General features: G+C 67.8%; 10 protein-coding genes. 5 read left to right on the forward strand and 5 right to left on the reverse strand.

Annotated features, from left to right (window positions below):
- The first annotated feature begins 148 nt into the window (after window positions 1-148).
- Window positions 149-466, forward strand: a complete 318-nt coding sequence (locus tag ACFYO1_RS23905) for a hypothetical protein (RefSeq protein ID WP_387234812.1) — start codon at window positions 149-151, stop codon at window positions 464-466.
- A 182-nt stretch (window positions 467-648) separates the two neighbouring features.
- On the opposite strand, the gene ACFYO1_RS23910 is transcribed toward ACFYO1_RS23905, so the two are convergent.
- On the reverse strand, window positions 649-948 hold the full coding sequence (locus tag ACFYO1_RS23910; RefSeq protein ID WP_387234815.1) for a hypothetical protein: 300 nt from the start codon (window positions 946-948) through the stop codon (window positions 649-651).
- Window positions 949-1,126: 178 nt separating this feature from the next.
- On the opposite strand from ACFYO1_RS23910, the gene ACFYO1_RS23915 reads away from it, so the two are divergent.
- The 3 genes from ACFYO1_RS23915 (at window position 1,127) to ACFYO1_RS23925 (ending at window position 4,737) form a co-directional block, all read left to right on the forward strand.
- Complete coding sequence (locus tag ACFYO1_RS23915) at window positions 1,127-2,473, forward strand: family 1 glycosylhydrolase (RefSeq protein ID WP_387234818.1); 1,347 nt, start codon at window positions 1,127-1,129, stop codon at window positions 2,471-2,473.
- A 66-nt stretch (window positions 2,474-2,539) separates the two neighbouring features.
- Window positions 2,540-3,484: an RNA polymerase sigma factor SigJ gene (sigJ, locus tag ACFYO1_RS23920; protein WP_387234820.1), complete on the forward strand. Its 945-nt coding sequence runs from the start codon at window positions 2,540-2,542 to the stop codon at window positions 3,482-3,484.
- Window positions 3,485-3,564: 80 nt separating this feature from the next.
- Window positions 3,565-4,737 carry an NAD(P)/FAD-dependent oxidoreductase gene (locus ACFYO1_RS23925; protein ID WP_387234823.1) on the forward strand — a complete coding sequence of 391 codons (1,173 nt, stop codon included), beginning with the start codon at window positions 3,565-3,567 and terminating at the stop codon, window positions 4,735-4,737.
- A 58-nt stretch (window positions 4,738-4,795) separates the two neighbouring features.
- Here the strand turns inward: ACFYO1_RS23925 and eccCb are convergent, their stop codons facing one another.
- Both eccCb and ACFYO1_RS23935 read right to left on the reverse strand, forming a co-directional pair.
- Window positions 4,796-9,151, reverse strand: coding sequence for a type VII secretion protein EccCb (eccCb, locus tag ACFYO1_RS23930; protein ID WP_387234826.1), 4,356 nt, complete (start codon window positions 9,149-9,151; stop codon window positions 4,796-4,798).
- A complete protein-coding gene (locus ACFYO1_RS23935) occupies window positions 9,144-9,512 on the reverse strand; it encodes a hypothetical protein (RefSeq protein WP_387234829.1) in 369 nt (122 codons plus the stop codon). The genes eccCb and ACFYO1_RS23935 overlap by 8 nt, the downstream gene beginning before the upstream one ends.
- Window positions 9,513-9,693: 181 nt before the next feature.
- Between ACFYO1_RS23935 and ACFYO1_RS23940 the strand changes: the two genes are divergently transcribed.
- Window positions 9,694-10,542 carry a hypothetical protein gene (locus ACFYO1_RS23940; RefSeq protein WP_387234832.1) on the forward strand — a complete coding sequence of 283 codons (849 nt, stop codon included), beginning with the start codon at window positions 9,694-9,696 and terminating at the stop codon, window positions 10,540-10,542.
- 4 nt (window positions 10,543-10,546) lie between these two features.
- Here the strand turns inward: ACFYO1_RS23940 and ACFYO1_RS23945 are convergent, their stop codons facing one another.
- Together ACFYO1_RS23945 and ACFYO1_RS23950 are read right to left on the reverse strand one after the other, a co-directional pair.
- Complete coding sequence (locus ACFYO1_RS23945; protein WP_387234834.1) at window positions 10,547-11,533, reverse strand: SCO2521 family protein; 987 nt, start codon at window positions 11,531-11,533, stop codon at window positions 10,547-10,549.
- Between the two features lies 1 nt (window position 11,534).
- The gene (locus tag ACFYO1_RS23950) at window positions 11,535-12,566 is read right to left on the reverse strand and encodes an SCO2522 family protein (protein WP_387234837.1); all 1,032 of its coding nucleotides are present in this window, start codon (window positions 12,564-12,566) and stop codon (window positions 11,535-11,537) included.

The raw sequence follows: 12,566 nt of genomic DNA on the forward strand, positions 1-12,566 counted from the left end.
GTGCAGCATCGGGAGTGGCTGACCTCGATACCGCCATTCGTTCGAATACATCGGAGATCCCTCCGCAACGGCCAACGCGCAGGCACCGTTCCACTTTCCGAGGTGCCGTTAGAGTCGTGGCGCAGTGTCGGTTACTCGAGGGGTTGGTATGGGGCGCTCCCAGAAGTTGATCGGCCCGATGTCGTTGGTGTGGGCGTTGGGGGTCGCGGTGGCGGCGGTGGTTTTCATGTTGGGCACGCTGAGCTTCGACCTGTGGCGAGTGCAGGTCGAAACACAGTTCCCGCATCCGGATTCAGGCACCGAAGCCTGTGTGCGAAAACAGTTCCTCTATCCGAAGTACCGCGAGGTCAAGGCGCGGGCATTGGCCGAGCGACTCAGTGCCGGCTCCTCGGTTCCGATTGTGGTGCGCAAGAATTCGGCGTTGTTCGACATTCCCGAACGGCCCATCTGGATCGATATCTGGTGACCCGTCGGGCCGGTGCCGATGCCCGCACGACGAGAGCATCGGCACCGATGCGAGTTACCTTGCCTTACACGTATTTCGGGATCGGCTGCCCGGTGCCGGTGGTGATGAGTTGCGGCAGGCTCGTCTCGATATAGAACGTCCAGCCGCGCGAACACGCCTCGAAGCATTCGGATTCGCGGCGGTCAGGCCCTGGTGGGTGAAGCGAACCGTCGTCCCTTCCGGCGTGGCGGCGAGATCGAAGACGACGTCGGTGCCATCAGATAGCGACGTTCGGCGTCGGTCGGTGCCAGTACCTGCTCTTCTTCGTACGCCGCCGCGGCTTCGATCAACCGGCCATCCCGGCGAAGCAAGCCGGCCCGAGTCGCGGGCAGTAGGTAATAGCCCGCCGGCTTCCCCGACTCGGCCAGCTCATCGACCCGAGCCAGACCGGCCGGAATGCCGTCGGCCATGGCGATCGCCACCGCGCGGTTGAGGTCCACCACCGGCGACGGCCGACCCCGATCAACGACCGCGGAATCGCTTCGCGCGCTCCAACGCAAGGCTGATCATGAATCTGTTTGCGTCCCTGCCAGATTTGCCGCCGCGCGGGGACACGCGGTGGCGCGGACCGCTATCGCACGATCCGCCCAACTGTGGCGCGCATCCAGTTACCCTGAGGTGATGCGATTCCGGTTTCGTCGTTATGCCTCGACCGTTCTCGCCGCCGCCGCGTCGACGATGTTGCTATGCACGCAGTCGTCCGCGGCCCCGATGATCCGGCCGGTCGCCGCCGCGGCGCCGCTGGATCCGGGATTCCTGTGGGGGGTCGCGGCTTCCGGATTCCAGTCCGAAGGGCATGCGCCCGACAGTAATTGGACGAGATATATCGCCGCGCGGCCCGATTACGACGGATTACAGGATTCGGTCGACTTCTACGGCCGCTACGCGTCCGACATCGAGCTGGCCGCCTCGCTCGGCGTGCGGGTGTTCCGGATCGGGATCGAATGGGCCCGGCTGCAACCCGCGCCGGGCGTGTGGGACGAGGGCGCGTTCCGTTTCTACGACGCTGTGATCGGGGAGATCGAGCGGGCCGGGATGCGGCCGATGATCACCCTGGACCACTGGGTGTACCCCGGCTGGGCCGTCGATCGCGGCGGCTGGCGCAATCCGGGGATGGTCGGCGACTGGCTGGCAAACATGCGGGCGGTGGTCGATCGCTATGCGTCCCGTAACCCGTTGTGGGTCACGGTGAACGAACCGGTCGCCTATATCTCGCAGGAGGTCGGCCGGGGTGGCGCCGATCCGGGGCAGATGCTGGATCGAGTCGCGCAGGCGCACAACGAGGTCCATGACTACATCCACCAAGTCCAGCCCGGCGCAATGGTTACCAGCAATGTCGGCTACGTCGCGGGTGTGGAGGCCGAGGTGAACGGCGGCTTCATCGACCGGGTCGCGGCCCGGCTCGACTACGTCGGCATCGACTACTACTTCGGGTATGACCCGGCGCAGTCGCTGCTCAGCGCCATCACCAGGGCGACCGGCTCCGCGGTGCCGATGCCCGGCATGAACATCTGGGATCTGCCCTTGCGCACCGAGGGCATCTACTATGCGCTGCAATACTATTCGCGCCGCCTGCCGGGCAAGCCGCTCTACATCGTGGAGAACGGCATGCCCACCGACAACGGCCGTCCGCGCGCCGACGGCTACTCCCGCAGCGATCACCTGCGCGACACCGTCTACTGGATCCAGCGCGCCAGGGCCGACGGCATGAACGTCATCGGCTACAACTACTGGAGCCTCACCGACAACTACGAATGGGGTAGCTACACACCACGATTCGGCCTCTACACGGTCGACGTGCGCACCGATCCCGGCCTCACCCGACGCCCCACCGACGCGGTCGGCACCTACACCCAGATCGTCAACGCGGGCGGTGTCCCGGACGACTACCGGCCCACCCGTGCCCCCTCCTTCTGCGTTCTGGTCGACCCGCCCGCCAGCTGCCTGAGCCCGGTCGGCGTCCCCTAGGCGCGCGGGTCCGCCGCAGGCCAGGGCGGATGTCTGCGGCGCGCGCGCATGGTCGAACATGGGCGTATGTCGCTCAGCACGCAAGAAGCCGATCTATTCGAGAGCTATCGGGGCCGCCTGGAGGCGATCGCCTACCGGCTGCTCGGATCGGCCGGCGATGCCGAGGACGCCGTGCAGGAGACGTTCCTGCGCTGGCACGCGGCGGACCGGACGCTGATCGACACGCCGGTGGCCTGGCTGACCAAGGTGCTCACCAACCTCTGCCTCAACCAGCTGACGTCGGCCCGGGCCCGGCGGGAGACCTACGTCGGGCAGTGGCTCCCGGAGCCGGTGCTGGCCGGCGACCCGATGCTCGGCCCGGCCGACACCGCCGAGCAGCGCGAATCGGTCTCGCTCGCGATGCTGACGCTGATGCAGCGGTTGTCGCCGAACGAGCGCGCGGTGTACGTGCTGCGCGAGGCGTTCGGGTACACGCATCGGGAGATCGCGGAGATCCTCGACCTCACCGAGAGCAACTGCCAGCAGATCTACCGGCGGGCCAAGCAGCACGTCAGCACCGGCGAGACCCGCACCGAGGTCGACGCGGCCACCGCGCGCGAGATCGTCGAGCGGTTCCTCGCCGCGGCGCTCAGCGGCGAGACCGAGCCGCTGATCCGGTTGCTCACCGACGGCGCGGTCAGCGTCGCGGACGGCGGCGGGCGGATTCCGGCCCGCAAGACCCCGGTCGTCGGCGCGTTCGAGATCGCCCGGTACGTGCGGAATCTGTTCCGGCCGACCGATGCCCGGCGCGCGTTCGTCGGGGACGAGGTGGTCTTCTACGCCGACGTCGTCAACGGTGCGCCCGCCGTGCTGATCGTGGCCGGCGAGCGGGTCTACGGCATCTTCGCCCTCGACCCCGCCGCCGACGGCGTCGCGGCGATCCACATCCAGGTGAACCCCGAGAAACTGGAACGGATCACGCGGCAGTGGACGGCCGCCGGACCGCATCGGCCGCTCGACCTGGTGTGGTGAGCCACATCACATCACTGTGGTGTCAGGGATCGCGTGGCTGCCCGGTTCATGAGGTGAGTGCAACCAGATAGGAGCTCACCATGAAGCATCGCATCGTCGTCCTCGGAGCCGGATACGCGGGCGGTATCGCCGCCGGGCGCCTGGCCAAGCGGCTGCACCGCGACGACGTCGAGATCACCCTGGTCAACGCCGATTCGGAGTTCGTCGAACGGGTCCGCATGCACCAGCTCGCCAGCGGACAGGAGCTGCCGCGGCGCGCGCTGCGCGATGTCTACGCGGGCACCGGCGTACAGATCCGGATTGCCCGGGTCGTCGCGGTCGACGCCGACCGCAAGCTCGTCGATCTGCTCGGTGCGGAGGGTGCCGAGACCCTGGGTTACGACACCCTCGTGTATGCCCTGGGCAGCGTGGTCGCCGACTACGGGGTCCCCGGCGTCGCCGAATACGCCTACAACGTGGCGGGTAAGCAGGCCGCACTGCGATTGCGAACACGGTTGGGCGAGTTGGCCTCCGGCGCGTCCGTGCTGGTCGTCGGCGGTGGCCTGACCGGTATCGAAGCGGCCACCGAGATCGCCGAGGCCCGTCCGGACCTGGCGGTGACGATCGCCGCTCGCGGCGGCGTCGGCGACTGGCTGAACGAGAAGGCTCAGCGCCACCTGCGCACCGCCTTCGACCGGCTCGGCATCACGGTCCGGGCAGGCGCCGAGATCACCCGCGTCGAACCGCACGGCGTGCTCACCCCGGCGGGTGAGATTCCGGCCCAAATGACCATCTGGACAGCGGGTTTTATGGTCGACCCGATCGCCGCCGCCAGCACCCTCGAGGTCTCCGGCACCGGCCGGATCGTCGTCGACGGCACCCTGCGCTCGGTCTCGCACCCCGACGTGTACGCCATCGGCGACGCCGCGTTCGCCGCCGGCATCGGCGGCAAGGAACTCCGAATGGGTTGCGCGACCGCGATTCCGATGGCCTGGCAAGGCGCCGATGCCCTCGCCGCCCGCCTGACCGGCCGCAAGGTTCCCGAATCCCCGATCGGCTACGCCACCCAGTGCATCAGCCTCGGCCGCCGCGACGCCATCGTCCAAAAGGTAACCCCCGCAGACCAGCCCACCTCCACTGTCCTCACCGGCCGAACCGCCGCCCGCGTCAAGAACTTCATCTGCGCCTCCGCCGCCTGGAGCATCACCCACCCCACCATGCTCATCCCCACCCGCCGCCACCACCTCACCACGCCGGCATCGGCCATGAGGTGAGCACTACCGCCGGATAGGACCACCGGCCGACCCGCGTCGGCCGGTAGCGGGTGCGGCTCTAGTGGGGTGGGGGGAGGTGGGCTATTTGGATCAGTTGAGGGGGGTGGGGGTGGGTTAGGAGGGTGCCTCGGCCTGGGGGGAGGGGGGTGGCTCGGAGGGTGGGGGTGAAGGGTTTTCCGGCTTCGGTGGGGGCGCTCATGAGGAGGGTGGTGGCGGAGATTTCGTGGAGGCGGGCGAGGAAGGTGCCGTTGAGGGCTCGGGTCAGGTTGGTGGCTCGGCGGGCGATGATGAGGTGCAGGCCGATGTCGTGGGCGATGGGGAGGAATTCGAGGAGGGGTTCGAGGGGGTCGTCGCCGTCGGTGACGACTAGGTCATGATCGTCCACTACGACATAGAGTTCGGGGCCGGCCCACCAGGTGCGCTCGCGGAGTTGGGCCGGGCCGATGCCGGGGCCCGGGATGCGGGTGGCGAGGGTGCCGCACAGGTCGGCGACGGCGTCGGGCACGGTTGCCGCGGACGCGCAGTAGGCGGTCAGGTGTTTCGGGTCGACGGCGTGCAGCAGGGTGCGGCGGTAGTCGATGAGCAGGATCGCGGCCTGGTCTGGGGTGGCGTTCTCGGTGAGGCCGAGCAGGATGTTGTGCAGCAGTGTGGTTTTGCCGCAACCCTGATCGGCGAAGGCCATCAGATGTGGCTGGGCGTCGAAATCCAGTATCAGTGGCGACAATTCGTTTTCGCCGAGGCCGACGGCCAGGTGCGTCGCGTCCTGGGTGACGCCGGCGTGCAGCGCCGACCGCAGGACATGCGCGCGCGGAATCTCGGTGGGCAGCAGGCGAACCTCGGGTGCCCGCCGGGAGCCGTAGATCGTGCGCAACTGCTTGGCGGCCGCCGCCATACCGCTGGGCAGTTGCTTCGGATCGGTATCGGAATCCAGCCGCGGTAGCGCGATGAGCAGGTGGAGTTTGCCGGGCGAAAGGCCGCGTCCCGGACGATCCGGCGGCACGGTTCCGGCTGCCGCGCGGTCGAGTTGGGAGTCCGCGGGGTCGCCGAGCCGCAGCTCGATGAGGGTGCCGACCATGTCCGGCGACACGAGCGGAGTCCTGGTCCACGGTGGCAGCGTGACCACGACATGGATCCCGTAACGAGGTCCCTGCGTCGCGATGGTGACGATCGTCGGCTCCAGCGCCGGATAGTCCTGCTGGACGACATCGAGCCCGTCGACGATCAGGAAGACGTCACCGTACCGGTCCGCCGAGATCGGATCGGCCGCTTGCTTTTCCGCCGACAGCCGGTCTACCCGCGCTTTGCGGGAACGGAATTCGTGCATCGAGGCGAGGCCGAATTCACGGAACCGCTGTTCCCGGCGACCGGCGAGGGCGGCCAGCTCGGCGACGGTGCGCCGCACCCGATCCGAATCGCGCCGCCCGGCCACCGACCCCACATGCGGGAACTCGGCCGAGCCGGCCAGCGCGCCACCGAGATCCAGGCAATAGAACTGCACCTGTTCGGGCGTGTGCGTAGCCGCGGCGGACACGATCAGCGTGCGCAGCGCCGTCGACTTCCCCGACCGGGGCCCACCGACGATCGCCATATGCCCGGAACTGTCCGACAGATCGGCACACAGCACCTCGCGGTAGTGCTTGCGCGGCACATCGACGACGCCGATCGGCAGCCGCAGCAGTCCGGGACCATCCGCCGAAGGAGATGAATTCCACTGCCGCAGCAGCATTCCCACCGTCGGCGACGCTTGTAACGGCTCGGTCCACACCTGGTGCGCGGCAGACCCGTGCCGACCGAGGGTGACGGCCAGCGACTCCGACACCGGACGATCGACGGGCCCGGCACCACCGCGGCCGGGGACGGACGGCCCCGGACCCGACGCGTACGCCGCCCGGAAGCGCGTGGCGGTACCGGTACCGATCCGCAGATACCCGTACCCGGGGATGCGGGGCAGGTGATAGGCATCCGTGGTACCCAGCACCAATCGCGACTCGGCAGCCGAAAAAGTCCGCAGCGCAATACGATACGAGAGATAGCTGTCCAGCGCACGCAATCGCCATTCGTCCGGTCGCTGTGTACCGAGCAGCAGATGCATGCCGAGCGAACGACCGAGCCGTCCAATCCGGACCAGCACATCGACGAACGTCGAAGTGCCGGAGAGCAATTCCACGAATTCCTCGATGACGATCACCAGAGCGGGCAGCGGCGGCAGCACCGCCCCGGCCGCGCGGGCCCGCTCATACTCCGCGATCGTGGTGTACGGCCCGCTCTCCTCGAGCAGCCGGCGCCGCCGATCGATCTCGCCGTCGAGTACCGCTTGCAGCCGTTCGCGCAGGTACAGATCCTGTTCCACGTCGCGGACGTGACCGGCCACGTGCCGCAGACTGGTCAGCGGCTGGAACGTCGCGCCGTTCTTGAAGTCGACCAGCAGGAAGTTCACCTGATCCGGACCGTGATGCAACGCCAGCCCGAGCACGATGGTCCGCAGCAGCTCCGATTTTCCGGCGCCGATCGCCCCGACCACCAGGCCGTGCGGACCCATGCCGCCCTCGGCCCCCTGCTTGAGATCGAGCAGCACGGGATCGCCTGGACGCGTCGCGCCGATCGGGATGCGCAGCTGTTCCCGGACGGGCCGCTCCCGCCACCAGTGCTCGATATCGAAGACCGAGCTGTCGTCGAGCCCGTGCAGCGCGGCGAAATCCGCCTCGACGTCGGGCCCGGCCGATCCAGCACCGGTCCCCGCCGCCGCATGCCGCGCCCGCATCCGCGCGACCAAATCCGCTGCGCCGTCGGTCATGTCGTCCACCATCGCGGGGTCCGCGGGCGGCTCCCGAATGTCGGGCACCGCGATCCGGAACGGCTGTTGCTGATGCAGCCCCCACCCCGGTCCTTCCGGCAGGCGTAGCGCGAGCTCCGGATCGATGTGCGAATCGCGCGGCTGATGCATGCGCAGCTCGATCTGGACGGCCAGCAGCCTGCTCATCCAGTCCGGCACCTCGTTCCAGTCCCGCACGGTGGCCACCACGTGCACCGCGTACTCAGGTCCGGCATCGGCGATGCGGCGCACCGTATCCCCCGCCTTGGGCAGCAGGTCGGCGAAATCGTCCCAGCGGTCCAGGACCAGGAACAGATCCGGCACCGGTCCCTCGGGCAGCGCGTCGCGGGCCGCGCGCAGGCCGGCCGGTGAGTCGATATTGTGCTTGCGGTACAACCGCTTTCGGCTGCCGATCTCGTCCAGAACGCGCTGCAACAGGGCGGCGACCTGCTCGGGCTCGTCGTCGCAGACCACATCGCCGACGTGCGGCAGTTCGCGCATCGAGCCGAGGCGGTTACTGGACTCCAGCACGTGCACGCGCGCTTCGCCCGGAGAGTGGGTCAGCGCCAGTGACGCCACCAGGGTGCGCAGCAGGGTGCTCTTGCCGGAACCGGAGCGCCCGACGACGAGCAGTCCGTTGTCCGGCCCGGCGAACTCGAGCTGCACGATGTCGCCGACGGTCCCGTCCGGTCGCCGTTGCCTGCCGATCGGCACGGCCAATCTACCGGTCCCCCACCAGTTCTCCGCCCGCAGACCGGCGTCCTCCACCTGCTCCAATCGGCCGAGCAGGCTGCCGAGCAGCACCCGATCGCCGCCGTCGCTGGCGCCCGCGGTTCGCCGCCGGGTCCGCGCGATGAACACCTCGTCGTTCAAAAACCCGTAGTGACTGGGTGTTTGGCGGTCGGTGCGGCGACGCACCTCATCGCTCACATACGTCCACAGATCGTGGGTACTGATCTCCCCGGTGCCGCTGCCCGCCAGCCCGGTGGTGGTGATGCCGTTGACGATCGCCGAGGTGAACATCGATAGCGGCACGGAATCATCCGCGGCGGAACGGATCCCGTCCTCAGCGATCTGCACGCCCGTGCACGCGGTCATCACGCAGATCCCGTCCCCGGTGACCAGATGCTCGCCGACGCCGTCGTCGATGCCGCCGACCGCCTTGATCACGTCGTTGCCGAGAAACGCTCCGCTGTAACAGCAATCGAGCAGGATGATCTTCGCCGCGGCACTGGACTCGCGGATCAGTTCCTTGATGAACGCGGACGACACCGCGGAACTGCTGGGCAGGTTCGGGTCGGTGTTGCAGGCGGCCAAGTACAGATTCCGGCTGGTCCGGAACCCGTGGCCGGAGTAGTAGAACAGCACCAGGTCCTCGGGTCCCGCGTTGCGGAACAGCCGCTCGATGCTGCGCTCGATCTCGGTCTTCGACTCGTTGACGAGTATGTCGGCAGGCTGGAACGCGCCGATGCTGGGGTCGTGCAACAGGTTTCGCAGCTCTCTGGCGTCCGAGACCGGGGCGTAGAGCTGCGAGATCGACGTCGAGTAAAAGGTGTCATTGGCGACGAACAGCGCGATCCGGCGTCCCCGGGGGCTAGTCATCGGCGAATAGGCTCCGCAACTGATCGACGACGCCGTCGACCTGTTCATCGGTCGGCCGGACGATGGTGATGTCGCGATCGCCGTGGCGCACCGTGACGGATTCCGCCCGGCCGCGGGCCAGGAATCGGAGGACGATGTCGCGAATTGCCCAGGCCGCGGTGCTGAGCGCGCCCCCCGACACCAGTAGCTGCCCGATCTCCACCGCGGTACCGGACTTGGTTCCCGGCGTGGCTGCCGTGGTCGCCGCCCCGACGGTAACCCCGGAGATTTCCCGTAGCTCGTCGGCCAGTTCCTCGGTCAGGCGATCGAGCCGCTGTGCGTCCTGCGAACCGGCCGTGACGATGAACAACACGTCGGCCATGGCTTGCCTCCCCGTTTCACCCCGCCGCATGATGCGGCACAACCACAGTCTAGCCAGGCGACCGCCGCTGAACACGGCAAACGATGTGCGGTCTTGCACCTCGGAAAGAACGTCGGCTCAATTGTCGTATCGCGTTATCGTGACGGTGCGCCGAGAAAACGACGTCGATGGTGGGGCTGTAGTGGATGAGCAACAACAGGATTCGCATTTCGCCCGCTCGATGTTCACCCGGGTCGACCGCCACGCCAAGGCCTATACCGACGTGGACCTGTTTCCATTCTTGGCGAAGAATTGGGCCGAGCGCAGGCGGGAGGGGGAACAGGATCTGCTGGATTCGTTCAACCGGCACGTCGAGGCGGTCATCGCCGGATACGACCCGCCCGGCATTCGACGACGCAGCGACAGCCTGCTATTCGCCCGCGGCTACGCGGATCTGGGCAAGGCGGCCGACTCGGACGCGCAGGTAGCACCGGAAGTCCTGGTCGCCCTGTTCGCCGCCGAGGTCGAATACCGGGGGCCGCTGAAGTTGAGCCGCACGCAGAGCCGGCGGCTGGCCGAGGTCTACGAACAGATCGGCGGGCGGCTCGCGCTGGTGCTGCCCGGCCATGCGGCGATGTCGTTCCGGCGGGCGTGGAGCCTGTACCGCCAGGACGGGGACACCGACGCGGAGGACCGCTGCGGCTTGAGCCTGGCGCGAGCCCGGCGCTGGGGACAGCCGATCCGCTGGCGGCGCTTGGTCGGCTATTTCTCGGATCTGGTGTGCGGCTATGGATATCGGCCGTATCGGATGCTGCTGTGGATCTTTCTCCAGGTCGCGTTGTCGATCGCGGTGGTGCGTTCGCTGTCCACCGCGTCGACCCTGTCGATCGTCTACGACTGCGCCATGAATTATCTGAACCCCCTCGGCCCGGCGGATACCGCAGGGCTCGAGGGGACCGATCAGCTGGTATTCGTGGTGGAGGCGTACGCGGGGGTGCTGTCCACATCGGTGTTCTTCGCGCTGCTGGTGCGCCGCTGGTTCCGGCTCTGAGCAGTCACCAGTCGTGGCTGATGATCTTCGAATGCCGCAGCGCCTTGAGGGTCGCGGTAGTCATCCGGTCACGCAATTGCCCGACCCGGGCGGTCCATTGCCGGCTGAAGCCCGGGTCCGATTCCAGCTCCGCCCACAGCGGGCGTAACTCCGGCGCGGCGTGCGCACCCGGCATCCACAGCGGCACAAGCTGATCCAGCAACGGCACGAGCTGATCCAGCAGCGTGTCGGTATCGTGATCGTTTCGCCCCGCCCGCTCGGCCACCTGGTCGATGGTGGTGAGCAGCCAGTCGTGGATCGCGAGATCCTCGCAGAACCGTTGCGCCGCAGCGACATCCTTGGTCCCCAGGGTGAGTCGCACGGTCCGCAGTGTGTTACCGGCCAGATGAAAAGCGAAGCGGGGCACCTGAGTCGGCTTCGCGCCGACCTCGACCGCCCAGCGCAGCCGGGTGGCGCCCGCGCGGAACGGCATTTTCTGATCCAGCCGGGGATCCACCCGGGCGAACGTCGACATCCGCTGGCTGATCGAGGTCAGGTCGAGCTTGTCGTCGCCGTGCGCGCGCAGATGCCCGTCCACCAGCCGCCCGGCCGGCTCGTCGCCGAGCCTGCTCACCGCGTCCACGGTGCCCGGCCTGCTCAGGTAGTACGACCAGGCCTGCCGTTCCGGCGAACGCATCACCCGGGTCTGGGACGAGCCCTGCAGCACCCGGCCGCCGATCACCACCGTGCGCGACGCGACCGTGCCGACCACATGAATGTGCTTGCCAGACAACGGAATCAGGTCACAGTCGACACCTTCGTACCGGTTCGGCGAAATCACCAGCGGCAGCGGCCGCTCGCGGGAGGTCACCGTCAGCCCGCGCTGCACCGCGCTCAGCAGTTCGATGCTCGCCGCGATGTCCAGCACGTGCTGCGACGGCAGCAGACAGGTGTGTATCTCGCCGAGCACGACCAGCGGCGGGCCATCCGGATTCGCGGCGGTGTCGGCCATGTCATGCCCCATCGGCGCGCGGACGCTTGACGACCTCGTCGACGAACATGTGCGACAGCCGGCCGGTGACCTCGCGCGGAATCGAAATACCTTCACTCTCAGCGCGTTTGATCGCCTTCGCCAGGACTTCCTGATCGATCACGATGTGGTCGAGGATGGTCTGCACCGCGTGCTCGATCTTCAGGTATTCGCGCGGCAGAATGGACAGCGCGCGATACGCCTCGAACGGCGCGGCCTGCGGATTCAGCTTGATCACCGACGGCATCTCCCACCAGCTCGCCGGCCAGCGCTCACCGGGGGGTTGCGGCTCGACCACCGCCCTGCCCTCGTAACGCACCATGCCCAGCCGCAGCAGCTGCCAGATCGACGCCAGGAACGGGCAGGACCAGCGGGTGTGCTCCTCGCCGTCCTTGTTGATCAAGGTGTTCCACAGTTCGATGTCGAGGAAGATCGTGTGTTCCCGGCGCGCGAACTCCTCGGGGCGGCGATAGGCCTCCGTCACCTGCATCGCCTGCTCCGAGTCGTGTTCGGACGAGCGCCGTCCGTTACACAGCCAGCCGGACTCGACATCGGGCGGACGCCGTCCGGTGGTCTGCTTCAACGGCTCGGCCACGACCCAGGACGCGACCATTTCGGCCAGCGGAATCTGCTGCCCGGTCAGGCGGCCGTCGACGTACAGCGGTGTCTCCCAGCAGCCGGCCTCTCGTGCGAGGTAGTCGATGCGCAACCCGCATTTCTCGGCGATGCCGAGCACCTTGTCCAGCACCTCGGTGGGGTTCGTGTTCGACCCGAAGTAGTCATCGATCAGGAAGCAGGTACTCACCCGCGCCGAGGGCCCGTATTCGGCTTTGGCCTCCGCGGTATGCAGGTCGACCAGCCTGGCCACCCGCTCGAAATGCGCGCGAATCTTCTCCTCCCCGTCGAGCAGGCTTTTCATATAGAAGTGCCCGGTCTCGATGGACAGGTGCGCGAAGCTCACCCCGGCGACCTGGACCTGCTCGGCCGCCTCGCTGTACACAGTGGCACCGTTCAT

Source organism: Nocardia sp. NPDC006044, from assembly GCF_042871115.1.
Lineage (GTDB): Bacteria > Actinomycetota > Actinomycetes > Mycobacteriales > Mycobacteriaceae > Nocardia.

What these genes read in the sequence shown, in the direction of transcription:
- ACFYO1_RS23905 (WP_387234812.1), top strand. Translation starts at nt 149, where the DNA reads ATGGGGCGCTCCCAGAAGTTGATCGGCCCGATGTCGTTGGTGTGGGCG.
- ACFYO1_RS23915 (WP_387234818.1), top strand. Translation starts at nt 1,127, where the DNA reads ATGCGATTCCGGTTTCGTCGTTATGCCTCGACCGTTCTCGCCGCCGCC.
- sigJ (WP_387234820.1), top strand. Translation starts at nt 2,540, where the DNA reads ATGTCGCTCAGCACGCAAGAAGCCGATCTATTCGAGAGCTATCGGGGC.
- ACFYO1_RS23925 (WP_387234823.1), top strand. Translation starts at nt 3,565, where the DNA reads ATGAAGCATCGCATCGTCGTCCTCGGAGCCGGATACGCGGGCGGTATC.
- eccCb (WP_387234826.1), bottom strand. Translation starts at nt 9,151, where the DNA reads ATGACTAGCCCCCGGGGACGCCGGATCGCGCTGTTCGTCGCCAATGAC.
- ACFYO1_RS23935 (WP_387234829.1), bottom strand. Translation starts at nt 9,512, where the DNA reads ATGGCCGACGTGTTGTTCATCGTCACGGCCGGTTCGCAGGACGCACAG.
- ACFYO1_RS23945 (WP_387234834.1), bottom strand. Translation starts at nt 11,533, where the DNA reads ATGGCCGACACCGCCGCGAATCCGGATGGCCCGCCGCTGGTCGTGCTC.
- ACFYO1_RS23950 (WP_387234837.1), bottom strand. Translation starts at nt 12,566, where the DNA reads ATGAACGGTGCCACTGTGTACAGCGAGGCGGCCGAGCAGGTCCAGGTC.